The sequence below is a fragment of the Promicromonospora sp. MEB111 genome, from assembly GCF_030209445.1.
Lineage (GTDB): Bacteria > Actinomycetota > Actinomycetes > Actinomycetales > Cellulomonadaceae > Promicromonospora.
The window spans coordinates 23,287-44,557 of sequence record NZ_JARVSD010000006.1 but is presented as its reverse complement, the minus strand read 5'-3'; the positions used below and the strand labels follow the sequence as shown (position 1 = coordinate 44,557).

The 21,271-nt window shown below is 73.4% G+C and carries 18 protein-coding genes; 6 read left to right on the top strand and 12 right to left on the bottom strand.

Annotated elements, in window-relative coordinates:
- Nucleotides 1–46 precede the first annotated feature (46 nt).
- From QRN56_RS06365 to QRN56_RS06325, 9 genes are all read right to left on the bottom strand, one after another.
- Nucleotides 47–1,339 (bottom strand): cytochrome P450 family protein, encoded by a 1,293-nt coding sequence (locus QRN56_RS06365; protein WP_285101962.1) that lies wholly within the window; start codon nt 1,337–1,339, stop codon nt 47–49.
- 219 nt (nt 1,340–1,558) lie between these two features.
- Nucleotides 1,559–1,936 (bottom strand): metal-sulfur cluster assembly factor, encoded by a 378-nt coding sequence (locus QRN56_RS06360; RefSeq protein WP_020012947.1) that lies wholly within the window; start codon nt 1,934–1,936, stop codon nt 1,559–1,561.
- A gap of 10 nt (nt 1,937–1,946) precedes the next feature.
- Nucleotides 1,947–2,426, bottom strand: a complete 480-nt coding sequence (gene sufU, locus QRN56_RS06355; protein WP_285101961.1) for a Fe-S cluster assembly sulfur transfer protein SufU — start codon at nt 2,424–2,426, stop codon at nt 1,947–1,949.
- Between the two features lie 31 nt (nt 2,427–2,457).
- A complete protein-coding gene (locus tag QRN56_RS06350; RefSeq protein ID WP_285101960.1) occupies nt 2,458–3,789 on the bottom strand; it encodes a cysteine desulfurase in 1,332 nt (443 codons plus the stop codon).
- Between the two features lie 30 nt (nt 3,790–3,819).
- Entirely contained in the window at nt 3,820–4,590 is a 771-nt protein-coding gene (gene sufC, locus QRN56_RS06345; RefSeq protein WP_285101959.1) for a Fe-S cluster assembly ATPase SufC, read from the bottom strand.
- Between the two features lie 32 nt (nt 4,591–4,622).
- A complete protein-coding gene (locus QRN56_RS06340) occupies nt 4,623–4,967 on the bottom strand; it encodes a non-heme iron oxygenase ferredoxin subunit (protein ID WP_285101958.1) in 345 nt (114 codons plus the stop codon).
- Complete coding sequence (gene sufD, locus QRN56_RS06335) at nt 4,964–6,181, bottom strand: Fe-S cluster assembly protein SufD (protein WP_285101957.1); 1,218 nt, start codon at nt 6,179–6,181, stop codon at nt 4,964–4,966. Before sufD ends, QRN56_RS06340 begins: the two co-directional genes overlap by 4 nt.
- Nucleotide 6,182: 1 nt before the next feature.
- Nucleotides 6,183–7,619, bottom strand: a complete 1,437-nt coding sequence (gene sufB, locus QRN56_RS06330) for a Fe-S cluster assembly protein SufB (RefSeq protein WP_285101956.1) — start codon at nt 7,617–7,619, stop codon at nt 6,183–6,185.
- Complete coding sequence (locus QRN56_RS06325; RefSeq protein ID WP_285101955.1) at nt 7,619–8,410, bottom strand: helix-turn-helix transcriptional regulator; 792 nt, start codon at nt 8,408–8,410, stop codon at nt 7,619–7,621. Before QRN56_RS06325 ends, sufB begins: the two co-directional genes overlap by 1 nt.
- Before the next feature lie 259 nt (nt 8,411–8,669).
- Between QRN56_RS06325 and QRN56_RS06320 the strand changes: the two genes are divergently transcribed.
- The 6 genes from QRN56_RS06320 to QRN56_RS06295 all read left to right on the top strand — a co-directional run bounded on the left by QRN56_RS06320 (nt 8,670) and on the right by QRN56_RS06295 (nt 14,991).
- Nucleotides 8,670–9,638 carry an ABC transporter ATP-binding protein gene (locus QRN56_RS06320; RefSeq protein ID WP_285102055.1) on the top strand — a complete coding sequence of 323 codons (969 nt, stop codon included), beginning with the start codon at nt 8,670–8,672 and terminating at the stop codon, nt 9,636–9,638.
- Nucleotides 9,635–10,408 carry an ABC transporter permease gene (locus QRN56_RS06315; RefSeq protein WP_285101954.1) on the top strand — a complete coding sequence of 258 codons (774 nt, stop codon included), beginning with the start codon at nt 9,635–9,637 and terminating at the stop codon, nt 10,406–10,408. The genes QRN56_RS06320 and QRN56_RS06315 overlap by 4 nt, the downstream gene beginning before the upstream one ends.
- 382 nt (nt 10,409–10,790) lie before the next feature.
- Nucleotides 10,791–12,005: a S8 family peptidase gene (locus QRN56_RS06310; protein WP_285101953.1), complete on the top strand. Its 1,215-nt coding sequence runs from the start codon at nt 10,791–10,793 to the stop codon at nt 12,003–12,005.
- Nucleotides 12,006–12,157: 152 nt separating this feature from the next.
- Nucleotides 12,158–13,081: a COX15/CtaA family protein gene (locus QRN56_RS06305; RefSeq protein WP_285101952.1), complete on the top strand. Its 924-nt coding sequence runs from the start codon at nt 12,158–12,160 to the stop codon at nt 13,079–13,081.
- Between the two features lie 87 nt (nt 13,082–13,168).
- On the top strand, nt 13,169–14,173 hold the full coding sequence (locus tag QRN56_RS06300; RefSeq protein ID WP_285101951.1) for an ATP-binding cassette domain-containing protein: 1,005 nt from the start codon (nt 13,169–13,171) through the stop codon (nt 14,171–14,173).
- Nucleotides 14,170–14,991 (top strand): ABC transporter permease, encoded by an 822-nt coding sequence (locus QRN56_RS06295; protein WP_285101950.1) that lies wholly within the window; start codon nt 14,170–14,172, stop codon nt 14,989–14,991. Before QRN56_RS06300 ends, QRN56_RS06295 begins: the two co-directional genes overlap by 4 nt.
- Before the next feature lie 120 nt (nt 14,992–15,111).
- On the opposite strand, the gene QRN56_RS06290 is transcribed toward QRN56_RS06295, so the two are convergent.
- From QRN56_RS06290 to QRN56_RS06280, 3 genes are all read right to left on the bottom strand, one after another.
- Nucleotides 15,112–18,804, bottom strand: coding sequence for an AfsR/SARP family transcriptional regulator (locus QRN56_RS06290; RefSeq protein ID WP_285101949.1), 3,693 nt, complete (start codon nt 18,802–18,804; stop codon nt 15,112–15,114).
- Between the two features lie 91 nt (nt 18,805–18,895).
- The gene (locus tag QRN56_RS06285; RefSeq protein ID WP_285101948.1) at nt 18,896–20,086 is read right to left on the bottom strand and encodes an FAD-dependent monooxygenase; all 1,191 of its coding nucleotides are present in this window, start codon (nt 20,084–20,086) and stop codon (nt 18,896–18,898) included.
- A gap of 174 nt (nt 20,087–20,260) precedes the next feature.
- On the bottom strand, nt 20,261–21,244 hold the full coding sequence (locus QRN56_RS06280) for a hypothetical protein (RefSeq protein WP_285101947.1): 984 nt from the start codon (nt 21,242–21,244) through the stop codon (nt 20,261–20,263).
- Between the last annotated feature and the right edge of the window lie 27 nt (nt 21,245–21,271).

Here is a 21,271-nt window from a genome sequence, read left to right as displayed (position 1 = left end):
TAGATGTGCTCGGTGTGGACGTGCTCGGTGTGGACGTGCGGGCAGGTCAGCCGGCCAGGCCGGTGGGGCGGAGCGTGACCGGTAGCGACGCGGGGCGGCGGTAGCGGAGGTCGGGCGCCCAGCGGATCTGCTCGGCGCCGGTGGTGAGCACGGGTTCGACCTGGCGCAGGAGCGTCTCGACCGCGGTGCGGACGATCAGCCGGGCCTGCCGGGGCGCGGGGCACCGGTGGGCGCCCGCGCCCCAGGCCAGGTGGGCCTGGTTGCCGAGCCCGTCCCAGGTGCCCTCGCCACGGATGCTCGGGTCCGAGGCCGCTGCCCCGACCGCCAGCAGGACGGCGTCCCCGCGCTCGACGTACGCGCCGTCGCCGAACAGGTGACCTTCCTTCACGGCGAACCGGGGCGCCATGATCGTCACCGGCGACGCGTCCCACAGGACCTCGTCCAGCGCCTCGTCGGTCCCGAGCCGCCCGCCGGCCAGCCGCCGGGCGAACTGCTCGTCGCTCAGGGCGAGCAGCAGCGCCTGCCCCAGCCAGGCCTGCAGGCCCTGGCTCGCCCCGGTCACCACGGACAGCATCCCGGCGACCGCCTCGTCGGTGCCCTCGTAGGCGGGATGCTGCGCGAGCAGGCCGGACGGCGTCGGGCCGCCGTTGGCGTCGCGCCCCATGACCTGCCCGCCGAGCACGAAGCTCAGCTCGTCGACGCTCGCGGCATCTCCTTCTCCCGCCGCGAGGGCGTCGGCGATCTCGAACACCTGGCGGCCGGTGGCGGGGTCCAGCCCCAGGACCGTGCCGAAGGCGAGACGAGTCACCGGGACCACGTAGTCGTGCATCAGGTCGATCCCCTGGTCGACTCCGTCCCCGCGACCGAGCTCGTCGAGCACCTGCTCGCACGCCGCACGGGTGACGCGGCCGACCTCGGCCGCGTCGACCGCCTCGAGCACCTCGTCCAACGGACCGCGCAGCCGGGCATGGACCGGCCCCGACGCCGTCTCCACCCGCTGCCCGAACCAGGGCCGGAACGACGCCCGCAACGAGGTGGGCAACGATCCGGGCTCTCCGTTCCAGGCGCCGGTGTCCGTCGTCACCATGCTGGAGTCCCGGGCGAGCATGACGATGGTCTGGTACCCGCCCACCAGCCAGGCGCGCGCGCTCGACCCGAGATCGACCGGAAGGGCGTCTCCCCACTCCTGTCGCAGGCCGGACCACGCGGCGTCGATGTCGCGCGCCGAGAGCACGTCGCCCAGCACCGGGACGGTCTCAGGGTCGTACAGGCGCATCCGGTACCCGCCGGAGGCCGAGCCTGCCAGCACCGAGCCCGGGCCGCGCGCAGCCACAGTCACATTCGGATCCGTCATCGTCCTCTTCCGCCAAGGGCCAGGGCGAGATTTCCCAGACCACACAGACGATAGCGACAAATAGAACGTATCAGGCCTTTTTCACCACCCCAGGATTCCTGCCCGGGTTCCGGGCCGTGGAACTACCGGGCCCGGGCACGACAATGCCCCGGGCCCTGAGGACCCGGGGCAAGATCGCCGGTCATACCGTGCAGCGCCTTCGGCTCAGACGTTGAAGCCCAACATCCGCAGCTGCTCCTTGCCGTCGTCCGTGATCTTCTCCGGACCCCACGGCGGCATCCAGACCCAGTTCACGCGGAACCCGTCCACGAGGCCTTCGAGCGCCTGGGCGCTCTGGTCCTCGATGACGTCGGTCAGCGGGCACGCCGCCGACGTGAGCGTCATGTCGATGGTCGCGTGGTTGTTCTGGTCCACCTGGATGCCGTAGATCAGGCCCAGGTCCACGACGTTGATGCCCAGCTCGGGGTCGATCACGTCGCGCATGGCCTCCTCGACGTCCACCACGGTGGTGGGCGAGGGGCCTACGCCCTCGGCCGGAGCGGCCGGGGCATCCTGCCCGACGTCGGTGCTCGCCTCAGTCATCGGTCTCTCCTCAGCTCGTGGCCAGCGCGCCGCTGCGCGCCAGCGAGTCCTTGAGCGCCGCCCAGCCGAGCAGCGCGCACTTGATCCGGGCGGGGTACTGCGAGACGCCGGTGAAGGCGGTCGCGTCGCCGAGGGCGTCCTCGGCGTCGTCGTCGCCCAGGCCCTTGCCGCGGGACGACATCAGGTCGTGGAACAGGCCGTCCAGCCGCGCCACCTCGTCGAGGTCCGCGCCCTCGACGAGCGAGGTCATGACCGACACGGACGCCTGCGAGATGGAGCATCCCTGCCCCTCCCACGAGACGCCCGCCACGGACCCCTCGGGCGTGACGTCGACCCGGAGGGTCACCTCGTCACCGCACGTGGGGTTCACCTGGTGCGACTCCCCCGCGAGGTGTCCCTCCACCGACGCGAGGTCGACGAGCCCACGGCCCACCGGGTACTTCGCGTGGTCCAGGATCACCTGCTGGTACATCTGCTCGAGCGTGCTCACGACGCTGCCTTTCTAGATCTCACCGAAGAAATCACTCTGCTCCGAAGAACGCGCGGACCCCCGCCAACGCTTCCCGGAACGCCACAACTTCTTCGACCGTGGTGTAGACCGACGCCGAGGCGCGCGCCGTGGCGGCCACGCCGAACCGGCGGTGCAGGGGCTGCGCGCAGTGGTGCCCCACCCGCACGGCGATGCCCTTGTCGTCGAGCACCTGCCCGACGTCGTGCGCGTGCACGCCGTCGACCACGAACGAGACCACGGCGAGCCGGTCGGCCGTGTCGAGCGGGCCGATCACCCGGACGCCCGGGATGTCGGCGATCTTGAGCATCTCGGCGGCCAGCTCGGTCTCGTGCCGGGCCACGCCCGCCATGCCGAGCTCCCCGAGGTATTCCGCCGCACAGCCCATGCCGACGGCCTGGGCCACCATCTGGGTGCCCGCCTCGAACCGCTGCGGCGGCGGCGCGTAGGTGGTCGCCTCCATGGTCACGACCTCGACCATGGACCCGCCGGTGACGGTGGGCGGCATGGCCTCCAGCAGCTCGCGCCGCCCGTACAGGGCGCCGACGCCGGTGGGGCCGAGCATCTTGTGCCCGCTGAACGCGGCGAAGTCGACGCCGAGCTCGTGGAGGTCCACGGGCATGTTCGGCACGGACTGGCACGCGTCGAGCACGGTGAGTGCGCCGACCCGGCGGGCCGCCGCGACGAGCGTGGCGACGGGCGCGATCGCGCCGGTCACGTTCGACACGTGCCCGAAGGCCAGCACGCGGGTGCGCTCGGTGACGATCGAGTCGAGGCCCGAGAGGTCGAGCCGGCCGTCGTCGGCCACCGGGATCCAGCGCAGGACGGCGCCCGTCCGGGCGGCCAGCTCCTGCCACGGGACGAGGTTGGCGTGGTGCTCCGCCTCGGTGACCACGATCTCGTCGCCCGGCGCGAGCCGGAACCGCGCAGCTGCCTCTCCCCCGCGACCCAGGGTCGCGTTGGAGAAGGCGTAGGCCACGACGTTGATCGCCGCGGTGGCCCCCGGCTGCCAGACGATCTCGCCCTCGTCGGCGCCCACGAACGCGGCGACCGCCGCGCGCGCCTGCTCGAACGCCTCGGTGGCCTCCTCGGCGAGCTGGTGCGCGCCGCGGTGGACCGCGGCGTTGCGCTGCTCGTAGAAGTCCACCTCGGTGTCCAGCACCACCTGGGGTTTCTGGGACGTCGCGGCGGAGTCCAGGTACACGAGGGGCTTGCCACCCCGCACCGTGCGCTCGAGCAGCGGGAAGTCCGCCCGGACGGCGGCGAGCTCGGTGGTGGAGAGCGATCCGCTCTCGGCAGCCTGCAGCGCCGGGTCGCCCGGTCGCACGGTGGCGGTGGTGGTCATCATGTCCCCTCGAAGTGCCTCAGCGGTCGGTCAGGCCGAGACCGTCGTGTTCGCGCCGACGTACTTGTCGTAGCCCTCTTCCTCGAGGCGGTCGGCCAGCTCGGAACCGCCCTCCTCGGCGATCTTGCCGTCGACGAAGACGTGCACGAAGTCGGGCTTGATGTAGCGCAGGATCCGCGTGTAGTGCGTGATGAGCAGGATCCCGATGTCGGTGTTGTCCTTGGCCCGGTTCACGCCCTCCGACACGATGCGCAGCGCGTCGACGTCGAGGCCCGAGTCGGTCTCGTCGAGGATGGCGAAGCGCGGCTTGAAGAGCTCCATCTGCAGGATCTCGTGGCGCTTCTTCTCACCGCCGGAGAAGCCCTCGTTCACGGAGCGCTCGGCGAAGGCCGGGTCCATGCGCAGGTTCTCCATCGCACCCTTGACCTCCTTGCCCCACGTACGCAGGGCGGGGGCGGTGCCGTCGATGGCGGTCTTGGCGGTGCGCAGGAAGTTCGCGACGGAGACGCCGGTGACCTCGACCGGGTACTGCATGGCCAGGAACAGGCCGGCGCGGGCGCGCTGGTCGACGGTCATCTCCAGCAGGTTCTCGCCGTCGAGCGTGACGGTGCCCGAGGTGACGGTGTACTTGGGGTGGCCGGCGAGCGCCGAGGCCAGGGTGGACTTGCCCGAGCCGTTGGGGCCCATGATCGCGTGGGTCTCACCGCTGGCGATCGTCAGGTCGACGCCGCGCAGGATCGGCTTGGGGCCTTCCTTGGTCTCGACGCTGACATGCAGGTCGCGGATCTCGAGGGTGGGCATATCTGTTACTCCAGGGTTGCGAAGTCAGTGGTTCAGGAGACGGGGACGGTCACGTCGATGTCGACGAGCACACGCTCGCCGTCGACGGTCACCGGGTAGACGGGCACGGGGCGCACCGCCGGGAGCTGGACGGGCATGCCGGTCCGCAGGTCGAACTGGGAGCCGTGCAGCCAGCACTCCACGAGGCAGCCCTCGACCTCGCCGTCGGACAGCGAGACGGCGCCGTGCGAGCAGATGTCCGAGATGGCATGGAAGTTGCCGTCGGCGTCGCGGGCCACCGCGACCGCGACCGGGGCGCCGTCGGCGCCGTCGAGCTCCACGAGCATCGCCTCCTCCGGTCCCAGGTCGTCGGTCATGCAGGCCAGCTGCGCGGTCATGCGGTCGGAGCCTCGACGGCCGGCGCCCCGGTGATGACGCTCATCGACTTCTCCAGCTCGGCCTCGATGGAGGCCAGCAGGCGCTCCTCGACCGACGGGACGCCGATCTCGTGGATGAGCTCGGCGAAGAAGCCGCGCACGACGAGACGACGGGCCTCGATCTCGGGGATGCCCCGGGCCTGCAGGTAGAAGAGCTGCTCGTCGTCGAAGCGACCGGTGGCGCTGGCGTGGCCCGCGCCGGCGATCTCGCCGGTCTCGATCTCGAGGTTCGGCACGGAGTCCGCGCGCGCGCCGTCCGTGAGGACCAGGTTGCGGTTGAGCTCGTAGGTGTCGGTGTTCTCGGCGTTCGCGCGGATCAGCACGTCACCCACCCACACGGTGTGCGCGCCGGAGCCCTGCAGGGCGCCCTTGTAGGTCACGCGGGACTTGCACTCCGGCACCGCGTGGTCCACGAAGAGGCGGTGCTCCTGGTGCTGGTCGGTGTCCGCGAAGTAGAGGCCCACCATCTCGACGTCGCCGCCCTCGGCGGTGAACTCGGCGTCCGGCGTGATGCGCACGACGTCGCCGCCGAACGTCACCACGACGTGCTTGAGCTTCGCGTCGCGGCCCAGGCGGGCGCGGTGCGACGAGGCGTGCACGGCACCCTCGGCCCAGTCCTGCACGCTGACGACGGTCAGGTGCGCGCCGTCCTCGACCACGATCTCGACGGTCTCGGCGAGCGAGCCGACGCCGTTGTGGTCGATGACCACGACGGCCTCGGAGTGCCGCTCCGCGCGGACCAGCACGTGGGCGGCGGTCGCGTCGGTCGACACGCCCTCCAGGCGCACGGAGGTGACGTCGGAGGCCACGGCCTCGGCCGGGATCGTCACCACGGTGGCCTGCTCGAAGGCGTTCCACGCGGTCACGGCGGTGCGGTCGCCGGGCTTGCCGGCGGTGCCCAGGCGGGCGTCGTCGCGGGCGACGGTCTCCACCTTGACCTCGGGCGCGGCGGTCACCTGGACCGTGACGCCCGAGGAGCCCAGGTCCGCCTGGAACAGCGGCTGGAGGCGGTCGGCCGGGGAGAAGCGCCACTCCTCCTCGCGGCCGTTCGGCACGGGGATGTCCTCCAGGGAGAACGACGTGAGGCGCTCTGCTCGCGAGCCCTGGGGCTTGACGGCGCCGTGGGAGTGGGCGCCGTCGGCAACAGCGCGCGAGTGATCGGTCGTGAGAGTCATGTCAGCCGACGGACCCTTCCATCTGCAGCTCGATGAGGCGGTTGAGCTCGAGTGCGTACTCCATGGGCAGCTCGCGCGCGATGGGCTCGACGAACCCGCGCACGATCATGGCCATGGCCTCGGTCTCCTCCATACCCCGGGACATGAGGTAGAACAGCTGGTCCTCGCTCACCCGCGAGACTGTGGCCTCGTGACCCATGGACACGTCGTCCTCGCGGACGTCCACGTACGGGTAGGTGTCGCTGCGGGAGATCTGGTCCACCAGCAGCGCGTCGCAGAGGACGTTGGACGCGGAGTGCGTGGCACCCTCGAGCACCTGCACCAGACCGCGGTACGACGTGCGGCCGCCGCCGCGCGCCACGGACTTGCTGACGATCGACGACGACGTGTTCGGCGCCGCGTGGACCATCTTGGCGCCGGCGTCCTGGTGCTGGCCCTCGCCGGCGAAGGCGATGGACAGCGTCTCGCCGCGGGCGTGCTCGCCCAGCAGGTAGATCGCCGGATACTTCATGGTGACCTTCGAGCCGATGTTGCCGTCGACCCACTCCATGGTGGCGCCCTCGGCGGCCGTGGCCCGCTTGGTCACGAGGTTGTACACGTTGTTCGACCAGTTCTGGATCGTCGTGTAGCGAACGCGCGCGTTCTTCTTGACGACGATCTCGACGACGGCCGAGTGCAGGGAGTCCGACGTGTAGATCGGCGCCGTGCAGCCCTCGACGTAGTGCACGTACGAGCCCTCGTCGGCGATGATCAGCGTGCGCTCGAACTGGCCCATGTTCTCGGTGTTGATCCGGAAGTAGGCCTGGAGCGGGATCTCCACGTGCACGCCCGGCGGCACGTAGACGAACGAGCCGCCCGACCAGACGGCCGAGTTCAGCGCGGCGAACTTGTTGTCGCCCGAGGGGATGACCGTGCCGAAGTACTCCTGGAACAGCTCCGGGTAGTCGCGCAGGCCGGTGTCGGTGTCGACGAAGATGACGCCCTGCTCCTCCAGGTCCTCGCGGATCTGGTGGTAGACGACCTCCGACTCGTACTGCGCGGCGACACCGGCGACGAGACGCTGCTTCTCCGCCTCCGGGATGCCAAGCCGGTCGTACGTGGCCTTGATGTCCTCGGGCAGCTCCTCCCAGGACGTGGCCTGCTTCTCCGTGGAGCGCACGAAGTACTTGATCTTGTCGAAGTCGATGCCCGACAGGTCGGAGCCCCAGCTCGGCATCGGCTTCTTGCCGAACAGGCGCAGCGCCTTGAGCCGCTGGTTCAGCATCCACTCGGGCTCGCTCTTGAGCGCCGAGATGTTGCGGACCACTTCCTCGCTCAGGCCTCGCTGCGCGGACATGCCCGCGGCGTCGCTGTCGTGCCAGCCGTACTCGTAAGAGCCGATGCTGGCGATGATCTCATCGTCGGAGCGCTGCTCTGGCGCTTGCGTTTCTGCGCTCATCACTTTCCTTCGGTGGGGGTCGTCGCGGGGAAGGACCTCGGGACGCCCGCGCCCTGGTGGGCGGAGACGTTCACGGGGATGTTGGTCGTGCAAGCATGTGCGCCGCCGGCGATGGTCGCCAGCCGCTGGACGTGCGAGCCCAGCAACTCGCTGAACGCGCGGGCCTCCTGCTCGCACAGCTCGGGGAACTCCTCGGCGACGTGCTGCACCGGGCAGTGCCCCTGGCAGAGCTGGACGGCGGGCGCCACGACACCGGCCGCGGGGCCGGTCAGCGGCGCCGGCACCGGCCGCACGGAGGCGGCGTAGCCGTCCGCCGACAGGAGCTGGACGAGCTGGGCGGCGCGACCCTCGGCGTCGGACGCCGTGAGGTGCGGTGCGTAGCTGCGCGCGACGGCGTCGAACCGCTCCTTGGCGAAGCCGGCCACCGCCTCGCTGCCGCCGGTCTCCTTGAGGAACCGCAGCACCTGCCGGGCGATCTCCTGGTAGCCGCCCGCCAGCTCGGACTGGCCGCCGCTCGTGACGACGTACCGCCGCGCGGGGCGCCCGCGCCGGGGGGTGCCCGACGGCGTGGCCTCGTGGACGGTGATCTTGCCGTCCTCCTCCAGGAGCGTGAGGTGCCGGCGCACGGCCGGGGCCGTCAGCTCCAGCACGGCGGCCAGCGCGCCCGCCGTGACCGGTCCGCGGGAGGCGACGAGCTCGAGCACGCGCCGTCGCGTGGTGCCGTCGGTCTCGTGGGTCGCCGCGTGGTGGCTCGCCGCGTGCCCGGCGGGTGCCTGTGCCGGTGCGCTCATGCTGGTCACCTCCCTCACGTCGGTCCACGGGCATGCTTCGCCCTGTTTGCACGCCTTCGTAGACGCAATGCTTTTGAGAACATCCTTGTTCCCTAATTCGAGATGCGCAAGGAAGGCGACCCTCAGTTGGTGGCGATCGCGACACATCTCACACGCGAGGTCCACGCCCAGGCCACGCCGGACGACGTCGTCCGCGCGCGCCGCCGCCTACGATTGTGCGGTGCCCCTGTCCGACGCGCCCGCGATCGACCCCGCCCAGGTGGCCACCGCGGACGCCGCCACAGCCAGCCCCGCCGGTGCCGACCACGAGGTCGCCGTCCAGGTGCGCGGACTCGTCAAACGCTACGACGGCCGCGCCGTCGTCGACGGCCTGGACCTGACCGCCCGCCAGGGCGCCGTCACCGCCGTCCTGGGCCCCAACGGAGCGGGCAAGACGACCACCATCGAGTGCTGTGAGGGCCTGCGCTCCCCCGACGGCGGCACCGTCCGCGTGCTGGGCCACGACCCCGTGGCGGACGCCCGGGCGCTGCGCCCCCGCGTCGGCGTCATGCTGCAGGACGGCGGCCTGCCCACCGGGGTGCGCGCCCTCGAGCTGCTGCGGCACGTCGCCGCCATGTACGCCGCACCCCGCCCCGTGGACGAGCTCGCCGAACGCCTCGGCCTGCACGGCTTCGCGCGGACCACGGTGCGCCGCCTGTCGGGCGGGCAGCGGCAGCGTGTCGCGCTCGCCGCGGCCGTGGTCGGGCGGCCCGACGTCGTGTTCCTCGACGAGCCGAGCGCCGGCATGGACCCCCAGAGCCGGCGTGCCGTCTGGGACCTCGTGCGCGAGCTGCGGTCCGACGGTGTCGCCATCGTGCTGACCACCCACCTCATGGACGAGGCCGCCGACCTCGCGGACCACGTGCACGTCGTGGACCACGGCCGTGTGATCGCCTCCGGGAGCGTCCGCGAGCTGACGTCCGGGAGCGGCGCGGGCCCGAGCTCGATCCGCGTCGAGGCCTCGCCGGGACTGGACCTGACGACCCTGCGCTCCGCGCTGCCGGGCTCCTGGGACGCGAGCGAGGGCGAGGCCGGGGTCTACACCCTGACCGGGGCCGTCGACCCGGCGGTCGTCGCCGCCGTCACCGGATGGCTCGCCGGACAGGGCGTGCTGGCCCGGTCGGTCACCACCGGCAGCCGCACCCTCGAGGACGTGTTCCTCGACCTCACCGGAAGGCACCTGCGATGAGCGCGCCCACCGCGCGGGTCGAGCCCGCCGCCGCGCCGGTCGCGCGCCGGATCGCCGCCCAGGCCTCGTTCGAGACGCGCGCGATCCTGCGCAACGGCGAGCAGCTCCTCGTGACGATCGTGCTGCCCGTCCTGGTGCTCTTCGCCCTGGTGCGCACGTCGTTCATCGACCTGGACACGCACGGGTTCTCGCGCGTCGACTTCGTGACGCCGGGCGTGCTGGCGCTCGCCGTGATGTCCACGGCGTTCACGTCCCAGGCGATCGCCACCGCCTTCGACCGGCGCAACGGCGTGCTGCGGCTGATGGCCACCACGCCGCTGGGCAGGTCCGGGCTGCTGGCCGGCAAGGTGCTCGGCGTGCTCGCCGTCGAGGTGGTGCAGGTGGTCGTCATCTGCGGCGTCGCGGTGGCGCTCGGGTGGCGGCCGGAGCTCGGGGCGCTGCCCGCCGTCGTCGGCGCGGGGCTGCTGGGGACCGCCGCGTTCACGGCCCTGGCCCTGCTGCTCGCCGGCACCCTGCGCGCCGAGGGCGTGCTGGCCGTGGCCAACCTCGTGCTCGTGCTGCTCACCGTGGGCGGCGGCGTGCTGCTGCCCGCCCAGCAGCTCGCGGGTCCGCTGTCGCACGTCGCGGTGCTGCTGCCGTCCGGCGCGCTGGGCGAGGCGATGCGCGGCGCGCTGCTGTACGGCGCGGTGCCCCCGTTCTCCGTGGTGGTGCTGCTGGCCTGGACCGCAGCGCTCGGCGCGGGCGCGGCCCGCCTCTTCCGCTGGCACTGACGGAAGGCTGGCGCTGACGGGCGGGTGGCTTCGACAGGCGCCGCCTGACGCCCCGCCCTCACGGTCGGCAGTTGGCCCACGGGGTTCGGCAGTTGGCCCGCGCTGTCGGCAGTTGGCATCGAGATCGGCACAGGGCTGTGCCGATCTCGATGCCAACTGCCGAACCCACGGGCCAACTGCCGAAGTCACGGCACAGCAGAGCCCACCGCCACGCCCTGCAACGCGGGCATTGCAACGCAGGCCATGCAACGCATGCTCCCTGCCCGGTTTGGGTAAGTAAATCCCCAACCCCATACCCGGGGAGTATGACCAATTCGTAGGGTATGCGGGTGAAATATGCCCATCTAGGGTCTACTTCACCTACATTCCCCAGGGAGGCAGCGTGACTTCCACTCACAGCAACCGTCGTCGGCTGATCGTCGGCGCCGGTATCGCGATCGCCCTCGCGGCGGCCCCGGCGGCAGCAGCCGTGGCCTCGGCGACGCCGGACGAGGCACCCGCGCCCGTCGCGGGCGCGCTGATCGAGGACTCGTACATCGTGGTCCTCAAGGACAGCGGTGTCAGCAAGGGTCAGGTCCGCGCCGCGGCCAGCGGCCTGGTGCAGGAGTACGGCGGCGAGGTGCAGCGCTCCTACACCAACGCGGTGCGCGGCTTCTCGGCGTCGATGTCGGCGGCGCAGGCCGAGCGGCTCGAGGCGGACCCGTCCGTCGCGTACGTGGAGCAGAACCGGGTGATGACCGCGACGGACACGCAGTCGCCGGTCCCCTCCTGGGGCCTGGACCGCATCGACCAGGAGAGCCTGCCGCTCGACGACTCGTACACCTACGGGAACTCGGGCTCGGGCGTGACGGCGTACATCGTCGACACCGGCATCCTGACCACCCACGAGGACTTCGGCGGCCGCGCGGTCAGCGGCACCGACACCGTGGACAACGACGACGACGCCACCGACTGCGCGGGCCACGGCACGCACGTCGCGGGCACCGTGGGCGGCTCTGCCTACGGCGTCGCCAAGGACGTCTCGCTCGTCGCGGTCCGGGTGCTGGACTGCGGCGGTTCCGGGACGTACGACGGTGTCATCGCCGGCATCGACTGGGTGACGGCCGACCACCAGGCCGGCGAGCCGGCCGTGGCCAACATGTCGCTCGGCGGCGGCTTCTCGCAGGCCGTGAACGACGCCGTGTCCGAGGCCGTCGCGGACGGGGTCACCTTCGCCCTGGCGGCCGGCAACGACTACGCCGCCGACGCCTGCGACGGCTCGCCGGGCTCCACGCCGGAGGCCCTCACGGTGGGCGCCACCGAGGACACGGACGCCCGCGCCGTGTACTCCAACATCGGCACCTGCGTGGACCTCTTCGCGCCCGGTACCGACATCACGTCGGCCTGGTACACCGGCGACACCGCCACGAACACCATCAGCGGTACCTCGATGGCCACGCCGCACGTCGCGGGCGCCGCTGCGCTCGTGCTGGGCGGCAACCCGGGCGCGACGCCGGCCGAGGTCGGCGACGCCCTCACGGGCGCCGCGGTGCAGGACGCCGTGACCGACCCGGGCACCGGTTCGCCGAACCTGCTGCTCAACGTCAGCGGTCTCTGACCGTCCAGCTCCTCCTCGTCACGGTCACGCGGGGGTCCCGGCATCGCGCCGGGGCCCCTGTGGCGTTCCTGACAGCTAGTCGGCAAAGAATCACACCCGGTGCGGGACCAGCACGGGAGGCGGCGCCGTCGTCGGGCACTAGCGTGGGACCCGTGACCGCACCCGCCGCCCCCGTCTCCTGGCTCGACGCGCTCCCCGGCCGCGTGGACCGCTTTCGCCACTGGACCCGCGCGGTCCTGATCGCGAACCTGATCGGCCAGATCGGCATCATCGGGACCGGCGGTGCCGTGCGGCTCACGGACTCGGGCCTGGGCTGCTCCACCTGGCCGCAGTGCGAGCCCGGCAGCTTCACGCCGCAGTTCCACGAGGCGACGACGCTGCACCCCTACATCGAGTTCGGCAACCGCACGCTGACGGGCGTGCTGGGGGTCGTCGCGGTGCTGCTCGCGGTGCTGGTGTGCACCGACCTGAAGCGCACGGCGTCCTACCGCATGCTCGGCCTGGCGCCGATCGTGGGCGTGATGATGCAGGCCCTGATCGGCGGCATCGTGGTGCTGCTCCACCTGCACCCGGGCTGGGTGTCCCTGCACTTCGCGGTCTCCGGCGCGCTGGTCGCCGTGTCCCTGTACCTGCTGCACCGGCACGGCGAGGGCGACGGAGCCCCGCGGCTCGTGGTCCCGCCGCGCGTGCGCACCCTCGCGTGGGCCCTGGCCGGGCTGACCGCCGTCGTGGTCGTGCTCGGCGTGCTGACCACCGGAGCCGGCCCGCACAGCGGCGACTCCGAGGTGGGCTACCGGTTCGCCATCGACCCGGCGCTCCTGACCAGGTGGCACGCCGCCGCGGTGTGGGTGTTCCTGGCTGCCCTGGCCGCCTTCCTCGTGGCGGTCCGTCGCGGCCCGGCCGAGGTGCGCCGTGCGGCCGTCATCCTGCTCGTCATCACGCTGGCGCAGGGCCTGATCGGGTACGTGCAGTACTTCACCGACCTGCCCGAGCTGCTCGTCGGGCTGCACATGATCGGCGCGGCCGCGCTCATCGCGGGCACCACCCGCGTGTGGCTGACGACGCGGGTGCGCTGACGTCGCGTCCGCGCCGAACTGCACGGTGAGCGCGCCGTGACAGCGGTCTGACAGTCCCGTGCGAGCGGCCCCCCGCACGCTGGGGGCATGAACACGAACGCGATCGAGGCACAGGGCCTCGTCAAGATCTTCGGCGACAACCGCGCCGTGGACGGCGTCGACCTCACCGTCCGCACCGGGACCGTCTACGGCGTGCTCGGGCCCAACGGCGCGGGCAAGACCACGACCATCCGCATGCTCGCCACCCTGCTCCGGCCCGACGGCGGCGAGGCCCGCATCTTCGGCCACGACATCGCCCGCGAGGGCGCCGCCGTACGCTCCCTGATCGGGGTGACGGGCCAGTACGCGTCGGTCGACGAGACGCTGAGCGCCACCGAGAACCTCGTGGTCTTCGGGCGGCTGCTCGGGCTGTCCGCACGCGCCGCGAGGGCCAAGTCGGCCGAGCTCCTGGAGGAGTTCTCGCTGACCGACGCCGCCCGGCGGCCGCTGCGCAACTACTCCGGCGGCATGCGCCGCCGGCTCGACCTGGCGGCCAGCCTGATCGCCCGGCCGCCGCTCATCTTCCTGGACGAGCCCACCACGGGCCTGGACCCGCGCACCCGCAACCAGATGTGGGACACGATCCGCCGCCTGGTCGCGGACGGCTCCACGGTGCTGCTCACCACCCAGTACCTCGACGAGGCCGACCAGCTCGCCGACCGGATCGCGGTCATCGACCGCGGCACGGTGGTCGCCGAGGGCACCGCCGACGAGCTCAAGGCCACCGTCGGCGCCCAGTCGCTCCAGGTCGGGCTCGCCGACGCCGACGACCTCGGCACCGCGCTCAGCCTGGTGCAGCAGGTCTTCGGCGCCGCGGGCGCCGTCGCGCCGGAGGGGCTGCGCGTCACCGTGCCGGTCCCCCACGCCGAGGCCGTCGCGGACCTGCTGGTCCGGTTCCGGGACGCCGGGGTGCCGATCGACTCCGTCAGCCTGGACAAGCCGACCCTGGACGAGGTCTTCCTGAACCTCACCGGCCACGCGGCGTCCGACGACGCCCCCGCTGCCGGCAGCCCCGAGAACACCCGGAACGACACCGAGAAGGTGACCGCATGAGCACCGCCACCCTGGCCCCCGCGCCGCACACGGCCACGATCCAGCCGGCCCGGGTCGGCCTGGCCGCCACCGTCTCCCAGTCGTTCACCATGGCGTACCGCGGCCTGCTCAAGGTGCGGCACACCCCCGAGCAGCTCATCGACGTGACCTTCCAGCCGATCATCTTCACGCTGATGTTCACGTACCTGTTCGGCGGCGCGGTCTCCGGCAGCGTCGGTGCCTACCTGCCGCTGATCATCCCCGGCATCCTGGCGCAGACGGTGATCACGGCGTCCGTCGTGACCGGCGTCCAGCTCCGCGAGGACATGGACAAAGGCGTGTTCGACCGGTTCCGCTCCCTGCCGATCGCGCGCATCGCGCCACTGGCCGGCGCCCTGCTCGCCGACACCGTCCGGTACCTCGTGGCGACGACCATCACGTTCCTGACCGGCCTGGTCATGGGCTGGCGCCCCGGCGGCGGCTTCGGCGGCGTGGTGCTCGCCGGCCTGCTCGTGATCGTCTGCGCGTGGGCGCTGAGCTGGATCTTCGCCTACATCGGCGTGATCGCGCGCTCGGCCACGTTCGTGCAGGGCGTGTCGTTCATGGTCCTGTTCCCCCTGACGTTCCTGTCCAACGCGTTCGTCGAGGTCGACACCCTCCCGGGCTGGATGCAGGCGTTCGTCGAGGTCAACCCGGTGTCCCACCTGGTCTCCGCCGTGCGGTCCCTCGCGAACGAGGGCCTGGTCACGGCCGACGTGGGCTGGACGCTGCTGAGCGCGGCGGTGGTCGTGGTGATCTTCGCCCCGATCGCGGTCCGCAGCTACCTGCGCAAGGCCTGACCGGCCGCTGCCCGCCGCGGACTGCTGCGCGGCGTCGAACGTAGGGATCGTCGCTCCATGACTGCTCATGGAGCGACGATCCCTACGTTCAACCGCCCGGCACGACCAGCCCAGCCGGGCTCAGCCGGCGACCAGCTCCGCCGTGGACAGGTTCTCCAGGGTCGTCAGGGCGTGCTCCGCGAGGTCCTCGCGGGAGATCGCCGCGATCCTTGCCCGCGCCGCTGCCACCGCGTCGGCACCGTGCCGGTCGGCCGCCGCGGCGAGGACGGGATCGCGCCGCAGCGCCATGAAGTCCTGCCGCGAGCCCAGCGCCTCGGCCAGGGCGAGCAGCTCCAGCCCGACGGCGGCGTCGGGCCGCGGACCCGCCGTGAGCACCGCGCCCACGGCGAGGCACACCGTGCCGAGCACGGGGTGGTCGGCCACGTGGCGCATCCACTCCCGGTACAGCCGCACGGCACGACGCCGCACGACGTCGGCCACCTGCCGCGCCCGCACGTCGTGCCCGGCGTCGACGAGCCGCACGATCCAGGCGGACCCCACGATCACCGCCCACGGCGCGGCCGGGGACGGGTCCCCGCGGCCCGCGGGGGGCGGCCCGACGGCGGGCGCCGCGGGCGATCCCGGGCCGGCGGACGTCGCGTCGTCGGCGACGCCCGGCAGGTCCGCGAAGACGTTCACCGCCTGCTCGTACAGGTCGAGCGCCCCGGCGACGTCACCCTGCGCCCAGGCGATCTCGGCCCGGCCCGCCCGGACCACGGCCCGCGACTCGTCTCCCCCGCGCTCGGACTGGTCGGCGTCCTGTCCGGCCCGCTCGACCCGCGCGCAGATCCGCTCGGCCCCGGCCAGGTCACCGTCGGTGATCGCGGTACCGAGGTCCACCCAGTCGAGCTGCCGCATCGCGCCGTCGGCCCCGATGACCGTCAGGCCCTCCCGCGCCACGCGCGACCAGTGCTTCGCGGTCCGCGTGTCCCCGGCACCGAACGCCGTGGTGGCCAGGAACATCGCGGCCCCGGCCCGGCTCGCCACGTCGCCGATGCCCTGGGCCAGGTGGTAGGCGCGCTCGGCGCCGTCGAGCGCCTCGTCGAGCCGCCCGGCGTTCTCCGCCTCCTGCGAGGCGACGAGGTGGGCGAGAAAGGCGATGAGCGGGTCGTCCGAGCCGCGCAGCTCCAGGACCGCGCCCGGTGCGGGCGCCAGCAGCATGCTCGCCACCGCGCGGGTCCGCGGTCCCACCGCGTCGCCGTGGTCGCGCAGCACGCGCCGGAGCCGGGCCAGCGCCCGCAGGTTGCCCGTGATCCCGGAGAACGCCGTGGTGGCCGCGGCGTAGGCCAGCGCCAGCGCGGTCACGTCCGCGTCCGCCGCCGGGACGGTCCGGCCCGTGACGGCGTCGAGGACGGCGGGCGCCAGGTCGGCCGCGCGCTCCTCCGCACCGCGCAGGGTCCAGGCCCCGCCGAGCGCGACGAAGCCGTGGACGACGACGTCCTGCCGGCCCGCGCGCGCCGCCTGACGGATCGTGAACAGCAGGTTCTCGTGCTCGCGCCGCAGGAGGTCGACCGCGGCCACCTGCTCCGGCCCGAGCAGCCGGGACGTGCACCAGCGCGCCACACCCATGCCCCAGCTCAGCAGCGCATCGCGGACGGCGTCGTCCTCGCCCGCCTCGGCGAGCCGCAGCAGGCCGAACTCCCGGACCGTCTCCAGCATCCGGTAGCGCACCGGGGCAGGCCGGTGCACTCCCCCGCCCGGGCCCCGCAGCCCGGGGTTCTCCTCGACGACGAGCAGGGACTGGGTCACGAGTCCGTCGATGTCGTCGAGCACGTCGAGCGGGACGAGCCCCTCGGGCGGTACATCGCCCGGGCCGGGCGCGGGCTCTCCCTCGGGTTCGACGGCGGCGCCGGCGGCCGTCCCCGCCGAGGCGCCGGCGGCCGGGTCCACCACGAGCCGCCCCAGGGCCGCGGCCGCGTGGGCGGACAGCCCGTCGGGCAGCACGGAGACCCGGCGCCACAGCTCGCGCTGCGACGGCTCCAGCAGGTTCCAGCTCCACTCGATGACCGCTTCGAGCGTCCGGTGCCGGTCGGGCACGGTCCGGTCGCCGCCGCGCAGCAGGGCGAACCGGGCGTCGAGGTGCCGTTCGATCTCCTCGACCGACAGGGTGCGCACGCGTGCCGCGGCCAGCTCGATCGCGAGCGGCAGCCCGTCGAGCCGGTCGCAGAGCCGGGCGACGACGGCGTCGGGCAGCTGGGCCCCGGGCCGCGCCGCGAGCGCCCGCTGCCGGAACAGCTCGGCGGCCGGGCCGCGTCCGGTCCCGGACCCCGCGCCTCGCGCACCGCCCGAGGCGAGCGGCGCCAGCGGGTACACCTGCTCCGCGGCGACCTGCAGGGGCGCACGGCTCGTGGTCAGGATCCGCAGGCCGGGGGCGGCGGAGAGCAGGACGTCCGCCCAGCGGGCGGCGCCGTCGGGCACGTGCTCGCAGTTGTCCAGCACGAGGAGGGTGCGGGCGGTGCGGGCCCGCTCCACGATGCGGTCGTGCAGGTCGCCGGCGAGCAGCCGGTCGGACAGGCGCGCGGAACCCACCGCCGACACCCCGAGCCCGTCGGCGATCGCGAGCGCCACGTCGTCGTCGGTGCGCACGCCCGCGAGCTCGGCGACCGCGATCGAGAGCCCGTCCAGCGGGTCCGACGGCGTCGTGGCCCGGTCCTCAGCGACCGTGCGCGCCACCTCCTGGGCCAGCCGGGTCTTGCCGAGCCCGCCCGCGCCGAGGATCGTCACCAGCCGGTGCCGGGTGAGCTCGCCCACGACGGCGCGCACGTCGTCCGCGCGCCCGATCAGCGGCGTGGCGGCGGCGCGCAGCCCGCGCACGAACCGGCCTGCGGTCGTGCGCCCGGCGGCCGGCGGCGGTTCGACGGCGGTCGGCGGGGCACCGTCGACACCCTGGACCGACGCCGTGCCGGAAGTGCCCGTCGTGCCCGCTGTGCTGTCCACGCCTGACGCCGCCGCGGCGACGCGCGCGTGCAGCGCGACGAGGTCGGGTGCGGGGTCGGTGCCGAGCTCCGCGACCAGGGCGTGCCGCAGCCGTCCGAACACGCGCGATGCCTCGTCGGGACGCCCCGTGGCCGTGAGCGCCGTCATGAGGTCGCGCGCCGCGTCCTCGTCGAGGGGGTCGGCGGCCAGGGCCGTGCTGCCGAGGACGGTCACGGTCGCGGCGTCCCCCGCGGCCGCGGCGGCCCGACGGCGCAGGGTGGTCAGCTCGTCCCGGAGCCGTCCGGCGGTGTCCCGCAGCTCCTGTGCGAGGCCGGGTGTCGCGTCGTCCAGCCCGTCGCCGGGCTCTCCGCGCCAGAGCGCGAGGGCGGCGTCGACGACGGCGGCCGCCGCTACTCCGCCACGGGACGTGCCGGGAATGCCGACCGCGCTGTGTGCCGCGCCGCCGTCCGACCCCGCGACCCGCGCGGACCCGAGGAGCTCACGCGCCTCCGTCACGGCCGCACGCGCCCGGTCGAGGTCGCTCGGGCCGCCCAGCGCGTACCCCGCGGAGGTGAACCGCACGACGTCCGGACGCAGCGAGCGCAGCCGGGAGACAAGGCTCTGGAGCGCCGCACGCGGGTTGGCGGGCAGGTCGTCGGCCCACAGCGCGTCGACCAGGGCCGACACCGTGACCGTCCGGGGCGCGGCCAGCGCGAGCAGCACCACGAGGGCGGCTGCGCGGGTGCCGCGCGGGGCGACCGGACCGGCGTCGGACAGCACGGCCACCGGCCCGAGAACCGCCACCACCGGGTGCTCCCCGAGCGCTCCGGTCGGGGGGCCGGGGTCGACGTGCTGCATGCGCGCCACTCTAAGCCGTGCACCTGGGCCGACGCCCCTGTACTCCCACCGCGGACCGGCAGCGTCAGGTCGGCAGGGCGCCGGCCGGACGTCACCCCACGGGCAGCGTCGGCGGGGTCCACCTCGCGAACCGCGACATGCCGTCGAGCATGACCCGGGCGGGAAGCGCACGCAGTGCCGCGTTCCGCAGCCCGACGAGCGCGGGGTTACCCAGCTGCTCGCCGATCCGCGCGCTTGCCCACGCCGCGCGGAGCACCCCGGAGGTTCGGGGCCGGCGCACCCGGTCGTAGGCCGCCAGCCCGTCGACCACGGGGTCGCCGCCAGCGCCACCCGCACCACCCGACACCGACGCCGCCAGCACGACGGCGTCCTCGATGCCCTGGCAGCCGCCCTGGCCCACGTTCGGCGGCATGGCGTGCGCGGCATCGCCGACCAGGGCCACCCGGCCGCGGACCATGCGCGGGATCGGCTTCGGGAACCCGTAGAGGTCGAGCTGCTGTACCTGCTCGGGCGTGGTCGCCGCCAGCACCTGCGGGATCGGGTCGTGCCAGCCGGCGAACGCGGCGCGCGCGGCGGCCAGGTCGGCGGCGGGGTCCCCGGTGGGCCGCCCCGCCGGGCCCACCTGCGTGGCGTACCAGTACAGCCGCCCGTCGCCGAGCGCGATCAGGCCCACCTCGCCGCCCGGGCCCCAGGTCTGGGACATCTCGGTGATCCCGGGGTTGTCGAGCACGGCGAGCCAGGTCGTCGACCCGACGTAGACCGGTTCCGCGGCGTCGGGCGCGACGGCGGCGCGCAGGCGCGACCGGACGCCGTCGGCGGCGACCACGAGGTCGGCGCCCAGTGTGGTGCCGTCGTCGAGCGTGACCACGGCCGGCCGCGCGGCGTCGCCCGGGTCGACGGCCGCTGCCGCGGCACCGTAGGTGACCTCCACGTCGCCGAGCCCGTCGAGCAGCGCCTCCTGGAGCCGGGGCCGGTGGAAGGCGATGGCCACCGTGCCGAGCCGGGCGGCGATCTGCTCCGCCGAGACGTGCACCAGGGCGCGTCCCGCGCCGTCCCGGAGCGTGCCGGGATACGCCCGCTGCCCGACGGCGCGGACGGCGTCGCCCACCCCCGCGGCGTCGAGGCCGCGCAGCGCGTTGGCGAGCAGCACGATGCCCGCGCCGGTGGTGCGCGGCTCGGGCGAGCGCTCCAGCACCCGCACGTCCCACCCGCAGCGTGTCAGCGCGTTGGCAGCGGTCAGTCCCGCGATCCCTGCTCCGACGACGATCGCGCTCCGGCTCATGAGTCCTCCCGACATTCAGAAAACGGGCGGCGGGCCTCCCGTCCGGGACCGCCTCCAACTAGTTTCCCCACCGCGAGGAGCTGCCGGTCGGCGGCGGAGCGGCTCCGAAACGTGTCAGACCTCCAGGTCACCGGGGTGACCTGGAGGTCTGACGCGTCGAGCGGGTGCGAGGGCTCAGACCTCGGGGACCCAGAGGTCCTCGCCGTTCGCGGGCGTACCGACCGCGCCGACCCCCACCGGGACGGCGTCGGGCACGTCACCCAGGGCGCGCTGCGCCACGGCGCCCGACGAGAAGTTCGCGTAGCACTCCGGGCAGTACCAGTCCGGCGTCGGCACCGGGGTGTCGAAGCCGCCGTACACGACGTCCGGCTCCAGCTTCATGTTGTCGTGGATCGTCTGGCCCCACACGATGCGCTTGGTGGCGCCGCGCTGACCGCACGACGGGCACGACGGGCGCATCTGCGCGCGCTGCGACAGCACCGCGTGCGGGTGCAGCAGGGCGTGGCACGGGCCGCACACCAGGAAGGTCTGCTCGATGAGGTCCGCCAGGGGACGCTCGCCGGTCTGACCGGTGTGGGCGCCGTCGTCGTGCGGGCGCAGCTGCATGACGTCGACGAACCGCTCGCACGACGCGCAGCGCTCCTCGCGGCGCAGGTCCGTGCCCGAGACCTGCTTGTGGCCCAGCAGGCGCAGCACGTGCAGGTTGGGCGACAGCTCGTCGGTCTCGCAGTTGCCGGCGTCGAGCGTGCCGGTCGCGCCGTGCTTGTACTGGTGGGCGATGCCGTCGAGCACCAGGCGGGCGTGCTCCTGCGGCAGCCAGCCGGACGAGCGCGCGTAGGCGGCCGCGCCGTTGAAGAGGTCGTCCCAGACCACGGGCTTGTCCGGGCCGAAGACCTCGTCGCTGACCCAGTCCTCGCCCTGGCTGGCGCCCATGAGCTCGACCGCGGCGACGATGCCCGGCTCGGAACCCACGACGGTGACGACGACGTCACCACGCTGCGGGCCGTCCGCGCCGCCGGGCAGGCGGTGCTCGTGGCTCCGGCTCGCGATGGCGACCGCCTCGCCCAGCCAGTCCTCGGACCAGTTGAGGTAGACGGACGGAACGAGCCACGCCGGAAGGGACGAAACGTTGGGAAGCATGTCGGGTTCGCTGGTCACGCGGGGAGAATAGCGCAGCCCGGTGAC